The sequence below is a fragment of the Nocardia violaceofusca NBRC 14427 genome (assembly GCF_963869435.1).
Lineage (GTDB): Bacteria > Actinomycetota > Actinomycetes > Mycobacteriales > Mycobacteriaceae > Nocardia > Nocardia aobensis.
Genome location: NZ_CAWMPM010000023.1, coordinates 26,396 through 50,505, shown reverse-complemented (window position 1 = coordinate 50,505; position 24,110 = coordinate 26,396). Strand labels below are relative to the sequence as shown.

Genomic DNA, 24,110 nt, shown 5'->3' with positions numbered 1-24,110 from the left:
TCGATACCGCATGGGCTTCGCGATCGGATTCGTGCTGTTCGCCCTCGGCATCACGGTATCGGTGGCGCTACACGAATGTGGCCACATGTGGGCGGCGCAGGCCACCGGCATGCAGGTGCGCCGCTACTTCGTCGGCTTCGGGCCGAAGGTGTTCTCCTTCCGCCGCGGTGAGACCGAATACGGCCTCAAGGCGCTGCCGCTGGGCGGTTTCTGCGATATCGCGGGCATGACCGCGCTGGACGAGGTACCACCCGAGGACCTGCATCGCGCGATGTACCGGCAGGCCACCTGGAAGCGCCTGGTGGTGATGTTCGGCGGCATCGCGATGAACTTCATCCTCGGCTTCCTGCTGATCATGCTCCTCGCGGTGGCCTGGGGGCTGCCGCGGCTGGATTCGCCGCCGGCCACCCAGATCTACCCGGCCGGTTGTGTGCCCGCGCAGAACCCCGACGGGTCGACCCAGAAGTGCACCGGCCCCGGCCCGGCCGAACGCGCCGGACTGCAGCGCGGCGACCTGGTGACCGCGATCGACGGCAAGCCCGTCAAGACCTGGGACGACTTCCGCTCGATCACCGAGAAGGCGAACGGCCCGGTCGTCTACACGGTCAAGCGCGACGATCAGACGCTGCAGATTCCGGTGACCCCGGAGCGCGTGGCGACCTATCCGCTGAAGTCCACGGACAGTTCCGAGCGAGTCACCACGCCGGTGTACGTGAGCAAAGTCGGTGTGGCACAGGACTTCTACCTGCCGGTCAAACACAACATCGTCTCCGCGGTGCCGGCCTCGGTGGCCTTCACCGGGGACATGTTCGGCCGCACCTTCGCCTCGCTGGCGCAGATGCCGAGCAAGGTGGTCAGCCTGTGGCATGCGGTCACCGGCGGTCAGCGCGATGCCGACACTCCGGTCAGCGTGTACGGCGCCAGCAAGATCGGCGGCGAAACCGCCGAACACGGGCTGTGGGGTGCGTTCGTGCTGGTGCTGGCCAGCCTGAACTTCTTCCTCGGCGCGTTCAACCTGCTGCCGCTGCTGCCGCTGGACGGCGGCCATATCGCGGTGGTGATCTTCGAGAAGCTGCGCAACATGTGGCGCAACCGCAAGGGCCTGCCCAACGGCGCTCCGGTCGACTACATGAAGCTGCTACCAGCCACCTACATCGTGGTGGTGATCGGCGGTGCGTACATGATCCTCACCCTGGTCGCCGACATCGTGAACCCGATCAAGCTGTTCCCGTAGCGAATCCGGCGTGCGCGCGGCCGATCGCCAGATCGCGCAGGCGCATCCAATCCAGAGCCGGTGCGGCTGGGCGTATTCCGGGGCGATTACGCGGCACACGCACGCGCAGGGCGCCCGGTTCGACGACGCATCGCACCGGTGTGTCGAGCAGTAGCGATTCTCCGTCGACGCCCACGGGGATCGATGCGCCACCGGCCTCGACGACGACCGCGGACGCGGTCTGCTGCGTCAGGCCGCGGCTGTGCGTGCGGCGGATCAGACCCACGGCCGCGCGGGTATCGGAGACCGAGACCGTGACCGCCCCGAGCACGCCGCGGTCGAGGCGGCCGCGGCGGCTCAGCCCGGCGAGATCGCTGGTGCCGTAAGGGTTGTTGCTCACCAGCACCGCTTGCGGGCCGATCACCGTGGTGGCGCCGATATGAGCGATCAGCCGGGTCCCGCTGTGGCCGGCGAGCAGATCGGGGAGCAGGCGCAGGACGGTCGCGGTCTTGTCGTCGCGGTAGGCGGGGCTGCGCACGATTTCGGCGTAGACGCCGAACGAGGCGTTGTTGACGAACGGTCGGCCGTTGACGCGGCCCAGGTCGACGCGCATCTCCACACCGTCGCGTAAGGCGTCGAGCCCGGTCGCCGGATCGGCGCCGCCGAGCCCGAGGTCCAGCGCGAAATGGTTGCGGGTGCCCGCGCTGAGCACCAGGAACGGCAGGTCGTGCGCCGCCGCGACATCCGCCACGAGGGCTTGGGTTCCGTCGCCGCCCGCGACGCCCAGCAGATCCGCGCCGCGTTCGACGGCCTCGCGGGCCAGGGCGGCCACATCGACGCTGCCCTCCAGCAGGACGACCTCCGCGCCGAGTTCCTCGGCCCGGCGCCGGAGATCGAATTTCGCGACCTTCCCGCCGCCGGATCGCGGATTCATGATCAGGAACGGTCGCCGCGGTGGCGGTGCGGCGTATTCGACTGCGGTTGTGTGCGTGACGAGGGGGCGCAGCGCACGGTGGGCGGACACCACGGCGGCCAGGGCTGCCGCGCCCGTCAGCAATATCACCCACAGCAGGCCGGCGCGCACGAACATCACGAGCACCACGATCGGCGTCGCGACCGCCACCGCCGCCGACACCCAGCGCAGGACGCCCCGCGCGCTCACGAACCAGTACAGCGCCGCCACGGTCACCACCATGCCGCCGGCGCCGACGATCAGCACCACGAGAGTGCCCAGGAGTCCGGCGAACACCACCGGTACCACGACCGTCACCGCGGCGCAGGCGAATGCCGTTCGCGCCCAGCGGGTTCGGCCGCGCAGGTCGTGACGACCGTTCGCGGTGCCGGTCGCTGCACGGTGTGTATCCGGCCGGTCGGGGGTGTGATCCATGGCGTGCCTCGTCCCGGAGTTCAGGTGCCGGCGGGGCGATCGCGCGACGACCGGCCTCAGTAGGTCCGGGCTCGCAGCGGCGCCACCGCGACCGCAGCGTTCAACGGCTCCGGCGGTGTACTGCGGCGAATGTGGTTGCGCCGCAGCGCCTTCTCCGCCTCGACGGCGATCGGGATCAGCAGCGACCAGCCGAGACAGGCCAGCCACTGCCCGCCCGTCAGCGCGGTCGTCATCAGCAGGTCCTGCAGGAAACCCAGCTGCACGGCCAGAACGGTGACCACGACCGGTATCGACAGAATCTTCAGGGCGCCGAGAATCGGTGCGGTGAAACCGGATTCGGGGTCGCGGCGCATCGCCAGCCCGGCGAGGACCGACCCCAGCGACAACACCACGAAGGTCGTCGTCATCGGCACCGAGGCGGTGTCCGTGCTCATCTCGCCGGGCGCCAGCAGCATGGCGGCGAGGGCGACCGCGAACTGCAGCACACCGTAGATCAGCCACTGCGTGAACGCGGTCCGGTTGGCGATCGGCATCGCCGGATCGCGGGGCGGTTTGTTCATCAGATTCGGTGGCGGGGGATCGGTCATGATGACCGCGACCGGGAACAGCGTGATGAAGAAGTGCTGGAACAGCACCATCAGCGGGGTCAGCGCGACGCCGTGGTTGATGTCGAAGATGCTGGCCACCAGGAACAGCAGGACCAGGGAGAACAGTTTCGACATCTGGTACCGGATGTAGGACACGATCTTGTCGTAGATGCTGCGGCCCAGGCGGATCGCGGTGATCAAGGTCCCGAAGTTGTCGTCGGTGAGCACCATCTTGCCCGCCTGTTTGGTGACCTCGCTGCCCGAACCCATCGCGACGCCGATATCGGCCTTCTTCAACGCGGCGGCATCGTTGACCGCGTCACCGGTCATCGCCACCACCGCGCCGCCACGTTGCATCACGCCGGCCAGCCGCAACTTGTCCTGTGGGGTCACCCGGCCGAAGACGTGCAGATTCGGCAGCGCCTCGGCCAGTTGCTCGTCGGTCATGGCTTGCAGTTCGGCGCCGCCGACCGCCCCCGGCCCCAGCCCGAGCTCGGCTCCGATCGCGGCGGCGGTGATCGCGTGGTCGCCGGTGATCATGCGCACGTCGATGCCCGCCTCGTGGGCGATGCGCACCGATTCGACCGCCTCGGGCCGCAGCGGGTCGATGATGCCCGCCATGCCGACGAAGGTGAGATCCTCGACCATCGACATGGGGTCGGCCCGCGCGGCGTCCTCCTGACCGTCGAGGATCCGGGCAGCGAAGGCCAGGACGCGAAGCCCCTGCTCCGACATGGTGCGCATCGCGGCGGTGATCTCGGCGCGCACCTCGTCGATCGGCACCTCGGTGCGGCCCGGGCGGTAGGCGCTCGCGCAGCGGGCCAGGACCATATCGGGTGCGCCCTTGACCAATTCGACGAATCGAGTCTCACCGTCGACGCGCAGATGGTGGAAGGTCGCCATGAATTTGTAGGCCGAGTCGAAGGGCACCGCGGCGACGCGCGGGTAGTCGCGGCGGGTGAGCGGAGCGTCGATGCCGAGCTTGGCCGCCAGGACCACCAGGGCGGCCTCGGTCGGATCGCCGACCACCTCCCCGGTGTCGGCCACGGTGGCATCGCTGTCCAGGCACAGCCCGTAGGCGAGCAGGGTGAAATCCGGGACGCCCGCACCGGCGGCCTCGGTGACGGTTCCGTTCTTGCTGTAGCCCTCTCCGGTCACGCCGTACCACCGGCAGTGGAAGAACAGCGAGCGCACCGTCATCTGGTTCATGGTCAGGGTGCCGGTCTTGTCCGAGTTGATGGCGCTGGTCGCACCCAGCGTCTCGACATCGGTGAGGTTCTTGACCACGGCCTTGGCGTCGGCGAGGCGGCGGGCGCCGTAGGCGAGCATCGCCTGGACGAAGGTCGGCAGCCCGGTGGGAATCGCGGAGACGCCCATCGAAATGCCCAGCAGCAGTACCGCTGTCACATCCTGACCGCGCAGCGCGCCGATCACCACGATGATCGCCACCGCCGTCCACGCGATCACACCCAGCAGTTTCGTCAGCGAATCCAGCTCCCGCTGCAGCGGTGACCGCGACGGGGCGACCGCGGACAGCATGGACGCGATCCGGCCCATCTCGGTGTTCATCCCGGTTTCGGTCACCACCATGGTCGCGGTTCCCCGAGTGATCGAGGTGTTCTGATAGACCATGTCGGCGCGGTCGCCGAGCGGCACGTCCGCAGCGGCGAGGGTGCCGGGATCCTTGGCGACGGGGGCGCTTTCCCCGGTGAGCGCCGCCTCCTGGGTTTCCAGAGTGGCGGAGGTGACGAGCCGGCCGTCGGCGGGGACGATATCGCCGGCTTCGAGCTGGACGATATCGCCGGGCACCAGCTCGAGCGCGTCGAGCTGGATCAGCACTCCGTCGCGCAGCACCCGCGCCTGCGGCGACTGCATCTTCGCCAGGGCGTCCACGCTCGCGCGCGCCACGAGTTCCTGCCGCGTGCCGAGCACCACGTTGAGTACGACCAGCACCGCCACCACGACGGCGGTCGGAATCTCGCCGATGACGACGCTGACCACCACCACCGCGATCAACATCAGGTTCATCGGATCGCGGAGCTGGCGCAGCGCGACGGTCCACGGCGCCGGTGCGGGTTCGGCGGCTATCTCGTTGGGGCCGTAGCGTTGACGCCGCTCCTCGGCCGAGGCGGAGGTGAGTCCGGCGTGCCGGTCCGAGGACAGCGCCGCCACCACGGCGTCGGCGTCGCGGGCGTGCCACTCGGCCGGTTCGGGAGCCGGCGGACCCGCCGACGAACTCTGGGGCACCGCGTGTGTGGCCGCCATAACGCTCGTCCTTTCCCTCGGCGCGCGAATCCTCAGTACGGCGTCGGACTCCAGTGCAGCGGCTGCGGGGGGACGCGATAGCTGTTGGCGCTCTGCCTATCCGGTAGCGCGACCTCCGGCCGGTCGAGCGGCGCGCCGGAGGCTTTCACCCACTCCCGCAGCGCGACCAGTTCGGCCGGCCGGCGCGGACGGTGGGAACGCTCGGTGACCGTGTTCCCCGGTCTGTCGGCCCGGCCCTTGCCGTGGTGGGACTTCTTTCCCAAGAACTCGTCTCCTCAGATGACCGTCACCGGGTGGGTGCCGCGCGCACGGGTGCGAGACGAGGGCGCCGCTGTACCGGCCGGGCGGATGCTGATCGCTTGCCGCGCCGCCTTCTCGACCAGAAGAGGGACGAAGTCGTGTACTCGTGCATCGGAGAACCGCTTGTGGATGCCGCGCACGATGAGTTCTATGTCCCCGGGCGGGACGGCCGGGTGGCTGGCGATCAGCCGCTCGATGACTTGTTCGACCTGAATCAATTCCTCATCGCCGGTCATCGGTCCATCGTCTGCCCGGCGACGGAACTCGTCAAGGCACGAATTGGACGCGAATTTCGACCGCGGCTTGCCTTTTCGTGTTTCGCCCTGTCCGTCGCCGGCATCCGCTCTGCGATTACACGGCTTGATCTGCGATATTCAGCGCGGAAGCGGTGGCGGCGGTGGGCCTCCGGCGGCGTCGCGGATCGGAGGAAAGGAGTCGGATCGCACGGAGACAGGACGAATTGATTTTCGGTTTCCAGCTGCTTCGATTGTGTTCGAGGAACAGATAAACAAATCGATCGGGTTGATCGTGCCGGTAATTCGACAACCAATATTCGGAAGGAGGTGGCATTCGACTCCGGCGCCTCCCGGACGATGATCGCCCGTCGCCTCGGGTGGCGTTGACGCTTCGCGGATCTCGCCGGTGAGCACGTCGAGAACTCCCATTAGCGATGAGATTGCCGAAGCTCGTCTCCGGCATTGTTTCGATGCTGCCGCGCGGCGCTGGTCGCCGGATTCGCGCTCAGCCGCGAGCGGCGGTGTCGCGCAACAGGGTCCGGCACAGCTGATCGGCGCGACGGGTGGTTTCGGGCTGGCGGTACTTCGGCGCCAGCGCGAGAACCTGGGCGCAGGCGGTGTCGAGGGAGATGCGATGGCCCACCGATACGTACACCGGTTTGATCCCGGGCTGGGTGCGCAGCGCCCGCCCGACCACCGCACCGTCCACGGTGATGTCGGCGACCGAACCACGCGCGGCGTCGGGCTCGCCGCAGTCACCCCACACCGTCTTGGCGACGCCGATCGACGGCAGCCCGGTCAGCACGCCCAGGTGGCATGCCAGCCCGAAGCGCCGCGGGTGGGCGATGCCCTGGCCGTCGCACACCAGCAGATCGGGCGTGGTGCCGAGGCGTTCCAGCGCGGCCAGGGTGGTCGGCAGCTCCCGGAACGCGAGCAGGCCGGGGACGTAGGGAAACCGTGTCGTGCCGTGGGCGACGGCGGTGTCGACGGTCTCCATCGTGGCGATATCGAGGACCACGACGGCGGCGACCACCGCGCCGGACTCGTCGTAGGCCGAATCCAGGCCCGCGACGGTGCCGAATCGCGGCGGCCGCGGGTCGTGGGTGAGCACCGAATCGCGCAATCGCTCCTGCAGTGCCGCAGCCGCTTCCGGGTCGGCGGGCAGTTCCGGAGTCATCGCCAGGCGCACGGTCAGCGCCGCCCGACACGTGGTCGTGGGATGTACATCCGGTGAATCCTCCTGAACGCGCCGGTGGGGGTGCGGGCCTTCGGCCGGTCCACGGTAACCACATCGGCCTCCGAGCGGAAAACCCCGGATGACCGGGCACACCAGAGGGCCGCGAGCAGCCCGGCCGCGCAGCGGTGCGGTCCTGGTCACAGTCGTTCCGGGCGGTCGAGGACCCCGGACGCGCCGGCCACCGGCCGGGGTGTCGGTGCTCTCACAGGTCGCTCCCATACCGCCCGCACTAGACTCGGCAACGAACGGGTGCACCAGACGCAGACGAAAGTAGGCAGCCGAACGTGAGCACAGCCATCACCCTGGGGATGCCGGCCGCACCGGCGGCGGTCCTCGCACCGCGGCGTAAGACGCGACAGCTGATGGTGGGCACGGTGGGAGTGGGCAGTGATCACCCCATCTCCGTCCAGTCGATGACCACGACCAAGACCCACGACGTGAACGCCACGCTGCAGCAGATCGCGGAGTTGACCGCATCGGGCTGTGACATCGTGCGCGTGGCCTGCCCGCGGCAGGAGGATGCCGACGCGCTGCCGATGATCGCGAAGAAGTCGCAGATCCCGGTGATCGCGGACATCCACTTCCAGCCGCGCTACATCTTCGCCGCGATCGATGCCGGCTGTGCCGCCGTGCGCGTCAATCCGGGCAACATCAAGGAGTTCGACGGCCGGGTCAAGGAGGTCGCCAAGGCCGCCGGTGCGGCCGGAATCCCGATCCGGATCGGCGTGAACGCCGGCTCCCTGGACAAGCGCATGCTCGAGAAGTACGGCAAGGCCACCCCCGAGGCGCTGGTGGAGTCGGCGCTGTGGGAGGCGAGCCTGTTCGAGGAGCACGGCTTCGGCGACATCAAGATCTCGGTCAAGCACAACGATCCGGTGGTCATGGTCGAGGCCTACCGGCAGCTGGCCGCGCAGTGCGACTACCCGCTGCACTTGGGCGTCACCGAGGCCGGACCGGCCTTCCAGGGCACGATCAAATCGGCGGTGGCCTTCGGCGCCCTGCTCAGCGAGGGCATCGGCGACACCATCCGGGTCTCGCTGTCCGCGCCGCCCGCCGAGGAGGTCAAGGTCGGTGGGCAGATCCTGCAGTCGCTGAATCTGCGGCCGCGCAAACTCGAGATCGTGTCCTGCCCCTCCTGCGGACGTGCGCAGGTCGATGTCTACACCCTCGCCAACGAGGTCACCGCGGGGCTGGAAGGTCTCGAGGTGCCGCTGCGGGTGGCGGTGATGGGTTGTGTGGTCAACGGTCCGGGTGAGGCGCGCGAGGCCGATCTGGGTGTCGCCTCCGGCAACGGCAAGGGCCAGATCTTCGTGAAGGGCGAGGTCGTCAAGACCGTGCCCGAACATCAGATCGTGGAGACTCTGATCGAAGAGGCCATGCGCATCGCCGACGAGATGGGTACCGACGCCGAAACCGGCGAGCCCGTCGTCACCGTCGGATGATCGCCGGACGCGGATAGGGGAGTGGGCGTGTCGCGCGCCGGCCGCATTCTGTCCCTGGAGCCGAGCAAAGCCCCCGCACGCAGGCGACGTTCATGGCAGGCTGGGAGCGTGCGGAGTGTGCTGGAACCGTCGCGCCGGTCACGGATTTCCGGTGCTCGTCAGCTCGCGGATCGCGATCTGGCGCAGGTGCTGGAAGTGCTGGACACCGATCCGGTGGCCGGGTGCATGGTCGCCGCGCGCCTGCAGGAATACGGTCTGGACAATCGCGGCGGCGGGGAACTGTGGACGCGGGGCACCCCGACGGATTCGCTGTGTTTCTCCGGCGCCAATCTGGTGCCGCTGCGTGGGACGACCGACGATATGCGCGCCTTCGCCGACCGGGCGGCCCGCTGGCCGCGGGTGTGCTCCTCGGTGGTGGGCCGCCAGGAATTGGCGTTGCCGCTGTGGGAGACGCTGGAGCAGCGGTGGGGTCCGCCGCGCGAGATCCGCGCCGATCAGCCGCTGCTGGCCCTCGACGGCCGCGCCCAGGCCGTCCCCGATCCGAAGGTGCGCCGCGTGCGCGGTGACGAGCTGGAACGGTATCTGGTCGCCGCGGTCGCCATGTTCACCGAGGAGATCGGCGTCGATCCGCGGGCCGGTGACGGTGGTCGCGGATACCGGCGTCGCGTCGCGAGCCTCATCGAAGCGGGCCGCGCCTGGGCGCGCTTCGAGGACGGTGAGGTCGTCTACAAGGCCGAGGTGGGAGCCATGTCCCGGCGGACCGGCCAGATCCAGGGCGTCTGGGTGCATCCGCAGTGGCGCGGGCGAGGCCTGGGCACCGCCGGGACGGCCGCGGTCGCCGATGCGGTGGTCGCGGCGGGGCGGACCGCGAGCCTGTACGTGAACTCCTACAACGAGGTCGCCCGCCGCGCCTACGCCAAGGTCGGCTTCCATCAGGTCGCGACATTCGCGACGATCCTCGTGGACTGAACGCCCGGTTCCGCCGCGCACCGGGCAAAGCCAGTGTGTCGCAACGTTTACCAGCGACCGGCTGGCTACCATCGGTGGCGATGTCGAAGTCGAGATGTGCGCCGCGCGCGTGGGCGCCCCGCGCGCTGGTGCTGAGTGCGGCCGCCGCCGTGGTGATGACGGCGGGCGCGTGTTCGTCCGGACCGCGGGGGCCGGTCGCCGCCGCCGACTCCTTCCTGGCGGCCTTCGCCCGGCAGGATCCGGCGGACGCCGCCGATCTGACCACGCAGCCCGAGAAGGCCTCGGCGGCACTGGCTTCGGCGTGGCAGAACCTGCAGGCACAGCACCTGACCGCGCACACCGGCTCCGCGCGCGTCACCGGCGATACCGCCACCGTCGACTACACCTACGAGTGGACACTGCCGAAGGACCGCGTCTGGACCTACTCCGGACAGTTGCAGATGGGCCGCAGCGGCGGGCAGTGGAAGGTGCGCTGGAGCGCTTCCGACATACACCCGAAATTGGGTGACACCCAGAATCTGCACCTGCGCACCACCCCGGCGCCCCGCGCCCGGGTCAACGAACGATCCGGCAGCGACGTCCTGGTTCCGGGTGTGGTGCACCGGATATCGTTCACGGTGTCCGACGCCCCGGACCCGGGTTATGTGGCCGGTGCGCTGTCGGCCGCGCTCAAGCAGTTCGACGACACCGTGACCACCGACGCGATCCTGGCCGCCGCCCGCAAACAACGCGGCCCCGCACTCGTGCTGGGCCTGAGCGACTGGGAATTCGATCAGGTCAGCGGACAGTTGCTGGGCCTGCCCGGGGTGACCACCGACCGGCAATGGGACCTCATCCCGACCGACCGGCATTTCGCGCCCGATCTGATGACCCAGATCCGCAAGACCGTCATCGACGAGGTCGACGGCAAGGCCGGCTGGAGCGTGGTCACCGTGAATGCCGACGGTGTCGACACCGATGTGCTGAAAGAGGTTGCGCCGCAACCGGCACCGTCGTTCTCGCTGAGTATCGACCGCACCGTGCAGAACGCCGCGCAGCGGGCCGTCGACCCGCGCCGCGAGCAGACCATGATGGTGGTGATCCAGCCCTCGACCGGAGCGATCCTCGCGGTGGCGCAGAACGAGGCCGCCGACACCGACGGTCCGGTCGCGACGACCGGGCTGTATCCGCCCGGCTCCACCTTCAAAACCGTCACCGCCGCCGCCGCGATGACCGCCGACATCGCGAACCCGGACACCGTCGTCCCATGCCCGAGCCGAATCGTGGTGGGGGAGCGCACGATTCCGAACTACGACGAGTTCTCCCTCGGCGATGTGCCGATGTCGACGGCGTACGAACGTTCCTGCAATACGGCCTTCGCGAAATTGGCCAGCGAACTGCCGGGGACGGCACTGACCGACGCGGCGGCGCGGATGGGAGTCGGCCCGGACTACACCGTGGCCGGGTTGCCGACCGTATCGGGCTCGGTGCCGCACGCCGACGACGAGGTGGTCCGCACCGAGGACGGTATCGGCCAGGGCAAGGTGGTGGTCAGTCCGTTCGGCATGGCGCTGGTGGCGGCGACGGTCGCGCACGGCTCGGCGCCGACGCCGTATCTGATCTCCGGGCACGAGACCGCCGTGCACGGCGATCGGCCGAACCTGTCGCCGCAGGTGGTGGAGGGGTTGCAGGCGATGATGCGCAAGGTGGTCACCGGCGGTACGGCGGAGCGGATCGCCGACCAGGGTGAGGTGTTCGGCAAGACCGGTGAGGCGGAGGTCGACGGCGGATCGCATTCGTGGTTCATCGGCTATCGCGGCGATCTGGCGTGGGCCACCCTGCTGGTGCGCGGCGGAAGTTCCGACAACGCGGTCGCGGTGACCAGGGATATGCTGGCGGCTCTGCCGCCGGGGAGTGCCTGAAACGATCGTGACCGGACGCTCGGCGCGTCCGGTCACGGGGTGAAAGCTGGGTAGTTCGGGTGCCGTTTATTGTCCCTGCACCTCCGTTCCACCGACGGATGCCGAGGTCGCGTGCTCGGTCGGGGGTGACGCCCCGGCCGAACCATCTCCCAGAATCTCCACGGCCCCGGTCCCGGCGAGGATCATCCCCGCGGTGATCAGCGTGAGCGTCGAACGCTTCATGGTCTTCTCCCTTGTCGGTGAGTGAGAGCCACTGGCATCGAACCATCGGGTTCGCCGACTATTAGCCGACCTGGAAAACCGTAAACCGGCGAACCGCGCGCCGACAACCCCCTGCGCCGGAATGCGCAGCGGAAAAGGCCATGAAAAGCCTGGTTACCCCGTCAATTTCTCATTCTGTTCAGCGCGGTGCAAGCTGGCCGACAGATGGTGTTGCTTCGGTTGCCCGACGGCCGCCATCCGCAGCTTGTAATCGATCGTGTCCCCGGACAGATGGATCGAGCGGCCCAGCGCGGTGACCGACTTCGCCGTACTGGAGTTGCCGATATGAGTGGAATCGAGTTCGAGCCGCAGCCCGTCCTCGGCGACGGCGATCCGCCCTTCGCAGATCTCGGTGATCCCGGTGGGATGGGCGAGGATCAGTTCGACCCGGTCCGCGCCGATCGAGCGCAGATAGCCGGTCTCGGCGTGCAGCGAGCGGCCGTCGCCGGCGTGGCGGGTGCGCTGCCGGTAGGTGAGGAACGGCCGGCCGACGTGGCCGAACCGGATTTCCTCGTGATAGTCGAACGGCTCGATGGTCGGGTACTCCCCGTGGCCGGAGCCCCGCCAGGTGCCCAGCAGCGGAGCCAGATGGGCGATATCCGGATGGGGGGCGACGGCGGGTTGGGGTTCGAGCACGGCGCACAGCTTAGTTCCCCGCGCCGCAGAGGGTGGGAGGACCACGCGGCCTGGTCCGGTTCGTCCGGGACGAGAGCCGGTAGGTCGCGACATACATCGCGAATCGGACCGCGCTTTGCGCGGAGATCGCGCCGCGGCGGCCCCGGGTCTGGTGTGATGGACGGATGCCGACCGGGTGCGAACGGAGCAGGCGATGACCGTGCGAATCCAGGCGATGCCGCGGCGGGGCGCGCATGCCGTGCTGCGCGGCTGGTGGCTGCCGTGCTGGGTGCTCACCCGGCGCCAGATCCGGCCGTCGCTGCGCAACGGCGAGGTGCTGACGGCGGTGCTGGCGCCGACGGTGTTCACCCTGGGGTTCTACGTACCGCTGAATCGGGTGATGAGTTTCGCCGGGCACGGGGCGAGCAGCTACGCCCAGTTCCTGATGCCGATGATCGTCATGCAGGCGGTGTCGTTCTGCGCGTCCGCGGCCGCGCTGCGCGCGGCGGTCGATGCCCGCGACGGTCTCGATGCCCGGCTGGCGACCATGCCCATTCCGTCGATCGCACCGTTGACGGCCCGCACCGCCGCCACCGGATACCGCGTCGTGGTCGCATTGGCGGCGGCGCTGCTGGCCGCGCACGTGATCGGTTTTCGATTCGGCGGAAGTAACTGGGAAACCCTGGGTTTCGTCTTGTTCGCGGTGTCGGTCGGGGTGATGCTGGGTCTGTTCGGTGATCTGCTGGGGGCGCTGTCGAAGTCGCCGGAGGCCACCACCCAGGTGCTGATCCTGCCGCAGTTGATTCTCGGCATGGTGTCCACCGGGTTCGCGCCGGCCTCTCAATTCCCGCCGTGGATTCAGGGTTTCGCACGGAACCAGCCGGTGTCGCAGTTCGTCGACGCGATGCGGGCGCTCGCGGGTGACAAGCCGGGTTTCGCGACGGCGGTGGACCGGTCGACGATCGGGCCGGGTGTGGTGTGGACGGTGGCCGGGCTGCTGGTCTTCGGCGCCGGGTCGGTGGTGCTGGCCGTACGGAGGCAGCGATGACGGGGGCGGACACCGCAGTGCGCGAATTGGCCACCGTGCAGGTGGATACCGAGCGCTGGCGGTATCTGCTGCCGCAGACCCTGGTGCAGACCGGCCGGCTGCTGCGGCGGTGGCGCCGCGATCCGCTCACGACGGCGCAAATCCTGGTCTTCCCGGCGCTGCTGCTGGTGATGCTGAATACGGTGCTCGGCCGGCAGATCTCGTCGTTCTCCGGCGTCGACGCGCTCTACGGTTCGGTGCCGATGGTGACCATGGTGTCGGTGATGTCGGGATCGCTGGCCGGGGCGGTGACGCTGGGCCGCGAACGCGACGCGGGTCTGCTGGGCCGGTTCTGGGCGCTGCCGGTACACCGCGCCTCGGGATTGCTGTCGCGGCTGCTCGCCGAGGTCGCCCGGATCGTGCTCTGCACGGTGGTGCTCTTCGCGGTGGGCATGGCGCTCGGTTTCCGGTTCCACCGTCCCGCCGCCGCACTCGCGGTGCTCGGGGTGCCGCTGCTCTACGGAATCGGATTCGCCACCATGGTGACGGCGGTGGCGGTGTATTCGGCCAAAACGTTCGTGGTGGAGGCCATCTCGCTCGGGTCCTCGCTGCTGATGTTCTTCAGCACCGGATTCGTCCCGCTGCCCGCCTATCCCGACTGGGCGCAGCCGATCGTGGCCCATCAGCCGCTGTCCACGGCGATCGACTCGATGAGCGCGCTGGCGCTCGGCGAGTCGGCCCGCGGGCCGCTGTGGGCGACGGTGGGATGGTCGGTCGGTGCGATGGTCGTGTTCGCGGTGCCGGCGGCGGTCGGATTCCGGCGTGCCAGCCGGCAGTGAGCGGGGCCGGGACGGGGTCGCTCAGCGCAGTCCGTCGGCGATCTCGTTGATCATCTCCGCGGAATCACGCGGGCTCAACGCCATCGCGCGCAACTGGTCGAACATCACGCCGAAGCGCCGAATCTCGTTGTGGCCCTCGACGATATCGTCGCCGGCGATGCCTTCGACGTAGACCAGTTCGGGGTCGGCCGGATCGGGGAAGTCGAGGACGACGAAGGAGCCGACCATCGCCGGATGGGCACCGGCGCCGAACGGCAGCACCTGCAGGATGACATTGCGCTTGTCGGTGTCCTCGGTGAGGCGCAGCAACTGCTCGCGCATCACCTCCGGCCCGCCGACGACCCGGCGGATCGCGGCCTCGTCGAGGACCACCCACAATTCCAGCGGATTCCCGTCGCGGGTCAGCACCTTGGAGCGCTCCACCCGGGCCCGCAGGCGCTGTTCGATCACCGAGGTCTCGACCTTGGGCATCGCGGTATCCAGGACCGCCCACGCGTAGCGCTCGGTCTGCAGCAGGCCGGGGATGAACGAGGTCTGGAACAGACGCGCCGACAGCGCCTCGGTCTCGAAGTTGATGTAGGCGGCGTAGACCTCCGAGACAGCCGCCTCGAACGGGCGTGACATACCCGGCTTCTGCGCCTCCATCAGCAACTGCACCGCGTCGGAGCGTTGCGGTTCGCCGATGCCGTACAGGTCGAGCATCGCGGTGAGGGTGCGTCGCTGCGGGCGCGCCTGCGCGGTTTCGATCCGGTAGAGCGTGGTGACGTTGATGCCGGTGCGCGCGCTGACCACCTCCTTGCTGATCCCCGCCTGCTCACGCATCTCCGACAGCAGTGCGGCGAGCCGCCGCAGCTGAACCGTCAGCACCGTGCGTTTACCTGCCATCGCGCGCGTACTCCTTGTGAGATTCGGGACGCTCGAGCACGTTCCACGGATATGGGAACGGTCGGGCGAGCATACCGCCCGCCGCGCAGGTCCCGGCGCGATCCTGCCCGCTGGGAATATCCGCGATTGCCCGCGGATTGCAGCAGGAGAAATACGGTGGAACGGAGGTCGATCGCCATGGCGCCGACGGCAGTGGGGGCGGTGCGGGTCGTACGGTCCGGGCAGCGATACGGCTGGAAGAACGAATGGCTCGATTCCCGGCAGTCGTTTCCCGCGACCGGCAATTTCGATCTCGCCGCCAACGCGCACGGAATGTTGCTGGTGCACAACGAGGATGTCGTCGAGGCCGGTGCCGGTTTCGACACGCATCAGCATCTGAATACCGAGATCGTCACGTGGGTCCTGGAAGGCACTGTGGTGCACCAGGATTCGGCAGGCCACTCGGGCCTGATCCGTCCCGGTCTGGCGCAGCGCATGAGCGCGGGAACCGGCATCCTGCATTCCGAGCGCAACGGCGCGGTGTACGGCGAGCGCGCGAACCTGCACGTGGTGCAGATGTGGATTCCGCCGGACGAGGCCGGTCGGACGCCGAGCTATCAGGAAGCCGATGTCGAGGCCGGCCTGTCGCACAACGAGTTGGTCACCGTCGCATCCGGAATGTCCCGGCACCGCGGCGAGACGGCGATCACCCTCGGCAACCGCTACGCGGCCTTCCATGTCGCACGGCTGGACCCGGGCCGTTCGGTCCTGGTGCCGGAGGCGCCGTTCGGCCACATCTTCCTCGCCCGCGGATCCGTCGTCTTCGAGGGCACGGCCGACGGGCGGACGAGCTTGTCCGCCGGTGACGCGGTTCGCACCACGGCCACCGGCGGGCAACGCATCACGGCCGTGGCGCCGAGCGAGGTGCTGATCTGGGAGATGCACGCGAGCACCGCCTGACCGGCTCGGCCTTCGTCAGCCGGCTTTCCGTGCGCGGGAGAGCACGTCGTCGACCGTCCACTGGTCGTCGGCGTGTGTGCCGTAGTGGGAGGCGGCGAGGGAACCGTCGGAGGCGATGAGGAAATCGGCGGGCAGGCCGAGGCGGCCGCCCTGCGGGGTGCCGCGGGGGGTGGGTTGTTCGCCGCGCGCCATCGGTCCGACGGCGCTGCCGATCGCCAGTGCGATGCCTGGCCACGCCCGCGGATGCAGCAGTGCGCGAGGTGCGGATTCCACGCCGAATTCGCGATACAGCGTCTTGTCCGGATCGGCGATCAGGTCGAACGGGATATCGGCGGCATAGTCGGTCAATTCGGCTGCCGCGGAATGGAAGACGGCGACTTCGCGGATTCCGGCGGCCTCGATCTCGGCATGCCGGGTGACGAAGGTGCGCAGATGGCGATGACAGACGGGGCATCCGGCGAACCGGCGGAATTGCAGATGAATCAGGCGATCGGGATCGGGGACGGGAATCGGTTCGCCGGTGACCGCGGTCAGGGTCCGGCTCGCGACGGTGGTGGGTGCCGACATGCATGCTCCTCGGTAGGTAGGTGTACCTCGTACGCCTACGGACCAGTATGCGCGTATCTTGTACGCTGTCAATCCGTGCCCCGCCCTCGCTCGCTGACCACCGCGGACCTGTCGACGGCGGCCCTCGCCGTGATCGACCGCGCGGGCCTGCCCGGTCTGACCATGCGCGCGGTGGCCGCCGAACTGGGTATGGCCACCATGGCGCTGTATCGCTATGTGGCCGACCGGGAGGCTCTCGAAGTGCTGATCGTCGACCGGCTGCTCGGCGACGTCGATGTGTCCACCCCCGTCGACGCCGACTGGCGGGCGGCGATCGCGGTATTGCTCGAGCGCATGCGGGCGGCGGTCGCGGCCCATCCGGCGGCGGCGCCGCTGGTGCCGCGGCATCGGCACGTCAGTCCGGCCGCACTGCGATGGATGGATGCCACCCTCGCCGCGCTCACCGCGGGCGGTTTCACGGGGCGGGAGCGAGTGATAGCTCAGCGGACGCTGGTGGCCTTCCTGCTCGGCTGTCTGGAGAACGAACACCACGCCGCGATCGGCGGTGCGGGCACCGCGGCGATCACTACGCTGCCGCCGACCGACTATCCGTACCTCATCGAAACCGCCGCGCAGGCCCGCGACATCTCCGCCGAGGAGGAGTTTCGCGGCGGTATGGAGATCGTTTTGCGTGGTTTGTCGCCACACTGAGCGCATCGCATGATCACTGCCGACGCGCCGTCGCGGGTTCCGGCCATGGATGGACGGCCCGTGAAATGATTACCAGCGCAGTCGTTCTCGAGGTATCACCGCACGTCGCGGGCATACTCCGACGCTGGGAAGACTGTGACCACACCGTGATTCCAGCAATGCGGACGCAATCTTGCGTTCTTGCATATGCAAGAGCAGAATCCGATCTACCCTTGAATTCGCCACATTCGATCCGAACGACGGACGAGCGAAATCCGGAGATCAGTGATGACGGTGCGACGATGACGACTTCGATTGCCAGTGCGTTACCCGCAGCCCCGCAATTGTTGTGCGCCTTCCAAGGTCGGCGATTCCCGGACCGCGAACTGTTGCGGTCCGCCCGGGCGCTGGCCGAACTGCACACCCGGCGCGCGCAGATCGCCGACCCGATTCTCATCGCGGAAATCGACTGCCGCCGCGGTGAACTCATCGACGACATCAACGAATGGGTCGAACGCGAATTGCCGGGTTATCGCACCGGTGTCGCGCTGCGCACCGATGTCCTCGGGCCGATGGTGGACCGCATGGCCGGCAGCTGGGTCGCCGCCAACCGTGCCATCGACCGCGACGGCGCCCGCAGCGACACCACCCACAAGCACTGGTATCACCTCGCCGAACTGGTCGACGGCTATACCGACCTCGTCAGCGGCGTCACCGCGCCGCCCGCCCGGTAACCCCAGCGCACAGCGGCGTCGCCGCCGTGGCCCCGTCCCGGGGCGGATAGTCTGGATACATGTCTGTGCGCACCCGCAAGCCACTCGCCCCCGGAACGCTCTCGCCCGTGCGCGAGGTGCCGCGCTCGATCGAGCGGCCGGAGTACGCGTGGAAGAAGACCGTGAACGAGGGCCGCGAACCGTGGGTGCAGACGCCGGAGACCATCGAGAAGATGCGGCTGGCGAGCAAACTGGCCGCCCAGGCGCTGCAGGAGGCCGGTAAAGCCGTCGCCCCGGGCGTCACCACCGATCACCTCGACGCCGTCGTGCACGACTATCTCTGCGATCACGGGGCCTACCCGTCGACCCTGGGTTACAAGGGTTTCCCCAAATCCTGCTGCACCTCGCTGAACGAGGTGATCTGCCACGGCATTCCGGACTCCACGGTGATCGAGGACGGTGACATCGTCAATATCGACGTCACGGCCTACATCAACGGCGTGCACGGCGATACGAACGCCACCTTCCTCGCCGGTGACGTCGACGAGGAGGCCCGGCTGCTGGTGGAGCGCACCCACGAGGCCACCATGCGGGCCATCAAGGCGGTCCGGCCCGGTCGTGCGCTGAACGTGATCGGGCGGGTCATCGAGTCGTATGCGAACCGTTTCGGCTACGGCGTGGTCCGCGACTTCACCGGCCACGGTGTCGGCCCGACCTTCCACAGCGGCCTGGTGATCCTGCACTACGACCAGCCCGCCATCGAATCGGTCATCGAGCCGGGTATGACCTTCACCATCGAGCCGATGATCAACCTCGGCGGTATCGATTACGAGATCTGGGACGACGGCTGGACCGTGGTCACCAAGGACCGCAAGTGGACCGCGCAATTCGAGCACACGCTGGTCGTGACCGAGGAAGGCGCCGAAATCCTCACGCTCCCATGAGGTTCGCCGCTGCGACCGGCGCGGTGACGCGGTGAACGGCGCGCTGTTGATCGCCGGCACCACCTCCGATGCCGGCAAAAGCGTGGTGGTGGCCGGCATCTGCCGGATGCTGGCGCGGCGCGGCGTGCGGGTGGCGCCGTTCAAGGCGCAGAACATGTCCAACAATTCGGTCGTAACCCTGGACGGGGGTGAGATCGGACGGGCACAGGCGTTGCAGGCGCGCGCCTGCGGCCTCGAACCCAGCGTGCGGTTCAATCCGGTACTGCTCAAACCCGGCAGCGATCGCCGCTCGCAGCTGGTGGTGCGCGGTATCGCCGTCGACACCGTGGGCGCCCGCGACTATTTCCGGCACCGGCGGCGGTTGCGAGAGGTGGTGGCCGGTGAACTCGCCGCCCTGCGTGCCGAATTCGACGTGGTGATCTGCGAGGGCGCCGGCTCACCCGCCGAGATCAACCTGCGCGCGACCGATCTGGCGAATATGGGTCTCGCGCGGGCCGCGCGGTTGCCGGTCCTGCTGGTGGGCGATATCGATCGCGGCGGGGTGCTGGCGCACCTGTTCGGCACCGTCGCCATTCTCGATCCCGAGGATCAGCAGTTGATCTCGGGCTACATCGTCAACAAGTTCCGCGGCGACGTGGAATTGCTGCGGCCGGGGCTGGACCAGCTGACCGCGCTCACCGGCCGCCCGACGCTCGGGGTCCTGCCCTACAGCGACGAGTTGTGGATCGACGCGGAGGATTCGCTCGGCACGGTCGCCGACGCCCCGGTCGGCCGCCCGCGCCCGCCGGTGGGCACCGAATGGCTGAGCGTCGGCGCGATCCGGCTGCCACGCATCTCCAACTCCACCGATATCGAGGCGCTGGCGTGCGAGCCGGGGGTTTCGGTGCGCTGGGTGAGCGACCCATCGCGGCTGGCCGGCGCCGACGTGGTCGTCGTTCCGGGGAGCAAATCCACCGTCTCGGATCTGAACTGGTTGCGCCGCACCGGAATCGCGGACGCGATCGTGGCCCACGCCGGCGCCGGAAAACCGGTGCTGGGCATCTGCGGTGGTTATCAGATGCTCGGCCGCCGCATCCACGACGACGTCGAATCCGGGGCGGGCGAGGTCGCCGGTCTCGGCCTGCTGGACCTCGAGATCGAATTCGCCGATCCGAAGGTGCTGCGACGCACTGCCGGCCACGGCGCGGCGAGCGGGGGAGCCGTCGCCGGAATCCCCTTGTCCGGCTATGAGATTCACCACGGCCGGGTGCGGCGCAGCGGTGATCCGGCCTGGGTCGAGACCAGCGGTGTCGAGACGGATCCGGAGAGGCGCGAAGGCAGCGTGCGCGGGGCCGTTCGCGGCACACATCTGCACGGGCTGCTGGAATCCGACGAGTTCCGCCGCGCCTGGCTGCGGGAGGCCGCGCGGCAGGCCGGTCGCACCGGCTTCGCGGTCGCCTCCGATACCTGTGTGGAGGCGGTGCGTACCGCTCAATTGGATCTGCTCGCCGACCTGATCGAGAAACACCTCGACATCGCGGCGCTCGAGCGCCTGATCAGCGACGGCGCACCCGCGGGGTTGCCCACTCTCACCGTCGGCCGGTGAGTGCTGGTCCGGTCGCGCGCGGCGCTCCGGAACCGTTCGCGGACCGATGCCGTACTCGCTCGATGTGCCGCGATCGAGTTTCCGGTGCCGGGGCCACCCACCTCACAGCGGTGCGATCCGCGTCATCACCGGGCGAGGAACGTGGCCGAGGACATGGCGTGCGCCCGTCCGCTCCCGTGTAGCGTTGATCGGCATGGAGACCCGGCGAATCGCGGTCGGTGACCGCGCCTGGACCGTACGAGTCGGCGGGCCGGAGTCCAGGCATACGGTGCTGCTGCTACCCGACGCCGGAGCTCCGGCCGACGTCTACGACCAGGTGTGCGAGCGACTGCACAATTCCGATCTGCGCACCATCACGGTGGAGTCGATCGACGGCCTGGACAAGGCCGCGGTCTACGCCATCCTCGACGATCTCGGCGTGGCCTGGGCCAACCTGGCTGGTTACGGCGCGGGCGCGGAACTGGCCTGGCAGCTGGGCGCGCGCGGCTTCGGCCGATTCGTCGGACTGGTGGTGGCCGGGCGACCGCATCCGGCCGTGGCCGTGGACGGAACCGCCGCCGATGCCACCTGCCCGGCCGTGGAGTTGCCCACCACCGTCATCGCCACCGAGGACCTGCCGCGCGGGGTCGCCGATTCCTGCGGTCGCCACGTCTTCGGCGAATTCCGTGTCACCCAGGTCGACACCGCCGAGGTGCCGATCAAGGCCGATCACGAATTCGCCACCGAGATCGTGCTGCGCTCGGGTCTGTGGTGAGCGCGAGCTCCCGATAGAACTGCGGCGAACACTCTGCGCGGCAACGTGATTCAGTGTGCGTCGCGGAAGTCGCGCAACCAGCTCAGCCACGCGTCCAGCTCGGTGAACGCATGCGAGCGCACCTCCGGCGCCGAGAGGAACACGTCGTGGCGAGCGCCCTCGATCGGCACGATGTTGGTGCGCCCGCCCAGACATCCCGACCAGCGCTGAATCTGGCGCACATCGAGCACCACATCCGACACATCGGCGGCCGGGCCGTACTTGCGCATGAACTTCGTCACCTTCGACCGCAGGATCAGCGCCGGAACGCCGACGTCGAGCCCGCGATGCAGCTCCGCATGGCCCCTGCGGATGGCGCGCAGCCAGCCCAGATGCACCGGGAACCCGGCCAGCGGCTTCCAATCCAGGTTGTAGTCCCACTCGCCGGAGACGCTGGTGTGCAGGCTGTCGCCGTAGGTGCTCAGCTCGCCGCCGGGCAGGCGAGTCATCGCGCGCAACCGGCCCACACCGCCGATCACGGCGGTGCCGACGTGGCGGTAGTAGGCCGGGCCCTGCAGATCGAACCAGGGGCTGTTGAGCACGAGTCCGGTGATGCCCTCGGCGGCGGCGTCGCGGCGGTTGAGCCACAGCGGCAACACCAGACCGCCGGTGGAGTGCGCCATCAGCAACACCGGCAATCCGGTCTCCTCGCGCACGATCTGCACCGCGCGATCCAGTTCCGCGTCGTAGAGCCGCAGGTCGCTGGCGTAGTGCGCGGTCTGGCCGGGCCGGCGCGAACGCCCGCACTTGCGCAGGTCCAGAGCGTAGAAGCGATAGCCGCGCGCACTCATGTGCTCGGCGAGATGCTTCTGGAAGAAGTAGTCGGTGAAGCCGTGCACGTACAGCACGGCGCTGGTGGCCGGCTCGGCGATATCGGGCTCGTGGCGGACCAGGGTGGCGTCGACGACGCCCTCACCGTCGGGATCGGGCCCGAGCGGAATGGTCAGCTGCCGATATCCCTCGCCCAGAACATCGGGCTGCCAGGCGTGGGTGGTCGACGGGGCCAGGGGCGTCTCGTTCGTCACAGCTTCACGATATTCGACCCGCTCAGGGGCGTGCACGGCGAGCCGTGGCGAACGCGCATGTGTGACGGTTTCGGAAACGGGCATGGTGAGGGGCAGAATCAAGTTGAAGTGAACGGCGGGTAACCTCATTACCCGCTCACCAAGTGCCCGCGCTGGACAAGGAAGTCGATCACCCCGTGCCGAACGCTGCGATGACTGAAAAGACCGATGTAGTCCTCATCGGTGCCGGCATCATGAGTGCCACCCTGGGCGCACTGCTTCGCCAGTTGCAGCCCGACTGGTCGATCACCATGTTCGAGCGGCTGGACGCGGCCGCGCCCGAGAGCAGCGACCCGTGGAACAACGCGGGCACCGGCCACTCGGCGCTGTGCGAGCTGAACTACACGCCGCAGGCCGCCGACGGTTCGGTCGACATCACCAAGGCGATCGATATCAACGAGCGCTTCCAGGTGTCGCGCCAGTTCTGGGCCTACGGCGCCGAGAACGGCGTGCTCGCCGACCCGTCGGGCTTCATCAATCCCATTCCGCACGTGAGCTTCTGCCACGGTGCCGACGGTGTGGACTATCTGCGCAAGCGCCACGCGGCGCTGTCGCGGCACCCGTTGTTCGAGGGCATGGAGTTCATCGACAGCCCGGACGAATTCACCCGCCGCCTGCCGCTGATGGCCCGGGGCCGCGACTTCTCCGAGCCGGTCGCGCTGAACTGGACCCAGACCGGCACCGATATCGACTTCGGCGCGCTGACCAAGCAGTTGCTGGCCTACCTCGGTTCCTCGGGCGTGGAGATCGCGTTCGGCAACGAGGTGCGCAACCTGTCCAAGAAGTCCGACGGCAGCTGGACGGTCAAGGTTCGCAACACCCGCACCCGCACCACGCGCACGATCGACGCCAAATTCGTCTTCGTCGGCGCGGGTGGGTACGCGCTGCCGCTGCTGCAGAAGGCCGGCATCAAGGAAATCCAGGGTTTCGCCGGATTCCCGGTCAGCGGCCAGTTCCTGCGCTGCACCAACCCCGAGCTGATCGCCAAGCACAACGCCAAGGTGTACGGCAAGGCCGCCGTCGGTGCGCCGCCGATGTCGGTGCCGCACTTGGACACTCGCGTCATCAACGGCAAGCCGGGCCTGCTGTTCGGCCCCTATGCCGGCTGGACCCCGAAGTTCCTCAAGGACGGCAAGTTCAGCGACCTGTTCAAGTCGGTGCGGGCCGGCAACGTCACCCCGATGCTGGGGGTCGGCGTCACCGAACTCGGCCTGGTCAAGTACCTCGTCAGCGAACTGCTGAAGTCGCCGGCGGGCAAGGTGAACACCATGGAGGAGTTCATCCCGCGCGCCGACGGCCACGACTGGGAGCTGATCACCGCCGGTCAGCGCGTGCAGATCATCCGGCGCAAGGGTGCGGGCGGCGTCCTGGAACTCGGCACCGCGGTGATCGCCGCCGGTGACGGTTCCATCGCCGGACTGCTCGGCGCCTCGCCCGGCGCCTCCACCTGTGTCAGCGCGATGATCGATGTGCTGCAGCGGTGCTTCCCGAGCGAATACGCCGACTGGACACCGAAGCTCAAGGAAATGGTGCCGTCGCTGGGTGTGAAGCTCTCGGAGAATCAGGCGCTGTTCCACGAGGTGTGGGACTGGTCGACCAAGGCCCTCAATCTCAACGGCAGCGGCCGTGTCGACAACACGCCGATCGCCGCTGGGGTCGCGCACAGCTGAAT

At 68.6% G+C, this 24,110-nt stretch carries 23 protein-coding genes; 13 read left to right on the top strand and 10 right to left on the bottom strand.

What is annotated here, in order from left to right; all coding sequences use genetic code 11:
* Window positions 1–10: 10 nt before the first annotated feature.
* Complete coding sequence (locus tag AC5592_RS18820) at window positions 11–1,234, top strand: M50 family metallopeptidase (RefSeq protein WP_063064983.1); 1,224 nt, start codon at window positions 11–13, stop codon at window positions 1,232–1,234.
* Here AC5592_RS18820 and AC5592_RS18815 read toward each other — a convergent pair.
* The 5 genes from AC5592_RS18815 to nfi form a co-directional block, all read right to left on the bottom strand.
* Window positions 1,218–2,483 carry a diacylglycerol/lipid kinase family protein gene (locus AC5592_RS18815; protein WP_371507259.1) on the bottom strand — a complete coding sequence of 422 codons (1,266 nt, stop codon included), beginning with the start codon at window positions 2,481–2,483 and terminating at the stop codon, window positions 1,218–1,220. The genes AC5592_RS18820 and AC5592_RS18815 overlap by 17 nt on opposite strands.
* A gap of 173 nt (window positions 2,484–2,656) precedes the next feature.
* Complete coding sequence (locus AC5592_RS18810) at window positions 2,657–5,452, bottom strand: cation-translocating P-type ATPase (RefSeq protein ID WP_084506858.1); 2,796 nt, start codon at window positions 5,450–5,452, stop codon at window positions 2,657–2,659.
* A 32-nt stretch (window positions 5,453–5,484) separates the two neighbouring features.
* On the bottom strand, window positions 5,485–5,715 hold the full coding sequence (locus AC5592_RS18805) for a hypothetical protein (RefSeq protein ID WP_157122009.1): 231 nt from the start codon (window positions 5,713–5,715) through the stop codon (window positions 5,485–5,487).
* Window positions 5,716–5,727: 12 nt separating this feature from the next.
* Window positions 5,728–5,988 (bottom strand): three-helix bundle dimerization domain-containing protein, encoded by a 261-nt coding sequence (locus tag AC5592_RS18800; RefSeq protein WP_051024782.1) that lies wholly within the window; start codon window positions 5,986–5,988, stop codon window positions 5,728–5,730.
* A 505-nt stretch (window positions 5,989–6,493) separates the two neighbouring features.
* Window positions 6,494–7,165, bottom strand: coding sequence for a deoxyribonuclease V (gene nfi, locus AC5592_RS18795; protein ID WP_036503584.1), 672 nt, complete (start codon window positions 7,163–7,165; stop codon window positions 6,494–6,496).
* Between the two features lie 368 nt (window positions 7,166–7,533).
* Between nfi and ispG the strand changes: the two genes are divergently transcribed.
* From ispG to AC5592_RS18780, 3 genes are all read left to right on the top strand, one after another.
* Window positions 7,534–8,667, top strand: a complete 1,134-nt coding sequence (ispG, locus tag AC5592_RS18790) for a flavodoxin-dependent (E)-4-hydroxy-3-methylbut-2-enyl-diphosphate synthase (protein ID WP_210743744.1) — start codon at window positions 7,534–7,536, stop codon at window positions 8,665–8,667.
* A 108-nt stretch (window positions 8,668–8,775) separates the two neighbouring features.
* A complete protein-coding gene (locus tag AC5592_RS18785) occupies window positions 8,776–9,636 on the top strand; it encodes a GNAT family N-acetyltransferase (protein ID WP_083870899.1) in 861 nt (286 codons plus the stop codon).
* Between the two features lie 80 nt (window positions 9,637–9,716).
* The gene (locus tag AC5592_RS18780; RefSeq protein WP_083870913.1) at window positions 9,717–11,537 is read left to right on the top strand and encodes a penicillin-binding transpeptidase domain-containing protein; all 1,821 of its coding nucleotides are present in this window, start codon (window positions 9,717–9,719) and stop codon (window positions 11,535–11,537) included.
* Between the two features lie 66 nt (window positions 11,538–11,603).
* On the opposite strand, the gene AC5592_RS18775 is transcribed toward AC5592_RS18780, so the two are convergent.
* On the bottom strand, window positions 11,604–11,759 hold the full coding sequence (locus tag AC5592_RS18775; protein WP_157122006.1) for a hypothetical protein: 156 nt from the start codon (window positions 11,757–11,759) through the stop codon (window positions 11,604–11,606).
* 153 nt (window positions 11,760–11,912) lie between these two features.
* Window positions 11,913–12,443 carry a peroxynitrite isomerase gene (locus AC5592_RS18770; protein ID WP_371507284.1) on the bottom strand — a complete coding sequence of 177 codons (531 nt, stop codon included), beginning with the start codon at window positions 12,441–12,443 and terminating at the stop codon, window positions 11,913–11,915.
* A gap of 184 nt (window positions 12,444–12,627) precedes the next feature.
* On the opposite strand from AC5592_RS18770, the gene AC5592_RS18765 reads away from it, so the two are divergent.
* Entirely contained in the window at window positions 12,628–13,461 is an 834-nt protein-coding gene (locus AC5592_RS18765; protein WP_083870892.1) for an ABC transporter permease, read from the top strand.
* The gene (locus tag AC5592_RS18760; protein WP_083870890.1) at window positions 13,458–14,279 is read left to right on the top strand and encodes an ABC transporter permease; all 822 of its coding nucleotides are present in this window, start codon (window positions 13,458–13,460) and stop codon (window positions 14,277–14,279) included. Before AC5592_RS18765 ends, AC5592_RS18760 begins: the two co-directional genes overlap by 4 nt.
* Before the next feature lie 21 nt (window positions 14,280–14,300).
* Here the strand turns inward: AC5592_RS18760 and AC5592_RS18755 are convergent, their stop codons facing one another.
* Window positions 14,301–15,164, bottom strand: coding sequence for a helix-turn-helix domain-containing protein (locus AC5592_RS18755; RefSeq protein ID WP_036503530.1), 864 nt, complete (start codon window positions 15,162–15,164; stop codon window positions 14,301–14,303).
* Window positions 15,165–15,341: 177 nt separating this feature from the next.
* Here AC5592_RS18755 and AC5592_RS18750 point away from each other — a divergent pair, with 177 nt between their 5' ends.
* On the top strand, window positions 15,342–16,103 hold the full coding sequence (locus tag AC5592_RS18750; protein ID WP_063064982.1) for a pirin family protein: 762 nt from the start codon (window positions 15,342–15,344) through the stop codon (window positions 16,101–16,103).
* A 15-nt stretch (window positions 16,104–16,118) separates the two neighbouring features.
* Here AC5592_RS18750 and AC5592_RS18745 read toward each other — a convergent pair whose 3' ends face one another.
* Window positions 16,119–16,670, bottom strand: a complete 552-nt coding sequence (locus tag AC5592_RS18745; protein ID WP_063064981.1) for a peroxiredoxin-like family protein — start codon at window positions 16,668–16,670, stop codon at window positions 16,119–16,121.
* Between the two features lie 75 nt (window positions 16,671–16,745).
* On the opposite strand from AC5592_RS18745, the gene AC5592_RS18740 reads away from it, so the two are divergent.
* The 5 genes from AC5592_RS18740 (at window position 16,746) to AC5592_RS18720 (ending at window position 21,335) form a co-directional block, all read left to right on the top strand.
* The gene (locus tag AC5592_RS18740; protein WP_063064980.1) at window positions 16,746–17,360 is read left to right on the top strand and encodes a TetR/AcrR family transcriptional regulator; all 615 of its coding nucleotides are present in this window, start codon (window positions 16,746–16,748) and stop codon (window positions 17,358–17,360) included.
* A gap of 281 nt (window positions 17,361–17,641) precedes the next feature.
* On the top strand, window positions 17,642–18,073 hold the full coding sequence (locus AC5592_RS18735; protein WP_083870910.1) for a hypothetical protein: 432 nt from the start codon (window positions 17,642–17,644) through the stop codon (window positions 18,071–18,073).
* Between the two features lie 59 nt (window positions 18,074–18,132).
* On the top strand, window positions 18,133–18,996 hold the full coding sequence (map, locus tag AC5592_RS18730) for a type I methionyl aminopeptidase (protein WP_036503524.1): 864 nt from the start codon (window positions 18,133–18,135) through the stop codon (window positions 18,994–18,996).
* A gap of 31 nt (window positions 18,997–19,027) precedes the next feature.
* Window positions 19,028–20,581, top strand: a complete 1,554-nt coding sequence (locus AC5592_RS18725) for a cobyric acid synthase (protein WP_036503521.1) — start codon at window positions 19,028–19,030, stop codon at window positions 20,579–20,581.
* 193 nt (window positions 20,582–20,774) lie between these two features.
* Window positions 20,775–21,335: a hypothetical protein gene (locus tag AC5592_RS18720; RefSeq protein WP_036503519.1), complete on the top strand. Its 561-nt coding sequence runs from the start codon at window positions 20,775–20,777 to the stop codon at window positions 21,333–21,335.
* A gap of 50 nt (window positions 21,336–21,385) precedes the next feature.
* Here the strand turns inward: AC5592_RS18720 and AC5592_RS18715 are convergent, their stop codons facing one another.
* Window positions 21,386–22,399 (bottom strand): alpha/beta hydrolase, encoded by a 1,014-nt coding sequence (locus AC5592_RS18715; RefSeq protein ID WP_063064979.1) that lies wholly within the window; start codon window positions 22,397–22,399, stop codon window positions 21,386–21,388.
* Window positions 22,400–22,590: 191 nt separating this feature from the next.
* Here AC5592_RS18715 and mqo point away from each other — a divergent pair, with 191 nt between their 5' ends.
* Complete coding sequence (mqo, locus tag AC5592_RS18710; RefSeq protein ID WP_063065029.1) at window positions 22,591–24,108, top strand: malate dehydrogenase (quinone); 1,518 nt, start codon at window positions 22,591–22,593, stop codon at window positions 24,106–24,108.
* The last annotated feature ends 2 nt before the right edge of the window (window positions 24,109–24,110 follow it).

Excerpts from the sequence above, each read along its gene's own strand:
- AC5592_RS18810 (WP_084506858.1), bottom strand. The coding sequence starts at position 5,452 with ATGGCGGCCACACACGCGGTGCCCCAGAGTTCGTCGGCGGGTCCGCCG.
- nfi (WP_036503584.1), bottom strand. The coding sequence starts at position 7,165 with ATGACTCCGGAACTGCCCGCCGACCCGGAAGCGGCTGCGGCACTGCAG.
- AC5592_RS18750 (WP_063064982.1), top strand. The coding sequence starts at position 15,342 with ATGGCGCCGACGGCAGTGGGGGCGGTGCGGGTCGTACGGTCCGGGCAG.
- AC5592_RS18760 (WP_083870890.1), top strand. The coding sequence starts at position 13,458 with ATGACGGGGGCGGACACCGCAGTGCGCGAATTGGCCACCGTGCAGGTG.
- ispG (WP_210743744.1), top strand. The coding sequence starts at position 7,534 with ATGCCGGCCGCACCGGCGGCGGTCCTCGCACCGCGGCGTAAGACGCGA.
- AC5592_RS18720 (WP_036503519.1), top strand. The coding sequence starts at position 20,775 with ATGGAGACCCGGCGAATCGCGGTCGGTGACCGCGCCTGGACCGTACGA.
- AC5592_RS18780 (WP_083870913.1), top strand. The coding sequence starts at position 9,717 with ATGTCGAAGTCGAGATGTGCGCCGCGCGCGTGGGCGCCCCGCGCGCTG.
- map (WP_036503524.1), top strand. The coding sequence starts at position 18,133 with ATGTCTGTGCGCACCCGCAAGCCACTCGCCCCCGGAACGCTCTCGCCC.
- AC5592_RS18745 (WP_063064981.1), bottom strand. The coding sequence starts at position 16,670 with ATGTCGGCACCCACCACCGTCGCGAGCCGGACCCTGACCGCGGTCACC.
- AC5592_RS18755 (WP_036503530.1), bottom strand. The coding sequence starts at position 15,164 with ATGGCAGGTAAACGCACGGTGCTGACGGTTCAGCTGCGGCGGCTCGCC.
- AC5592_RS18800 (WP_051024782.1), bottom strand. The coding sequence starts at position 5,988 with ATGACCGGCGATGAGGAATTGATTCAGGTCGAACAAGTCATCGAGCGG.
- AC5592_RS18735 (WP_083870910.1), top strand. The coding sequence starts at position 17,642 with ATGACGACTTCGATTGCCAGTGCGTTACCCGCAGCCCCGCAATTGTTG.
- AC5592_RS18820 (WP_063064983.1), top strand. The coding sequence starts at position 11 with ATGGGCTTCGCGATCGGATTCGTGCTGTTCGCCCTCGGCATCACGGTA.
- AC5592_RS18775 (WP_157122006.1), bottom strand. The coding sequence starts at position 11,759 with ATGAAGCGTTCGACGCTCACGCTGATCACCGCGGGGATGATCCTCGCC.
- mqo (WP_063065029.1), top strand. The coding sequence starts at position 22,591 with ATGACTGAAAAGACCGATGTAGTCCTCATCGGTGCCGGCATCATGAGT.
- AC5592_RS18765 (WP_083870892.1), top strand. The coding sequence starts at position 12,628 with ATGACCGTGCGAATCCAGGCGATGCCGCGGCGGGGCGCGCATGCCGTG.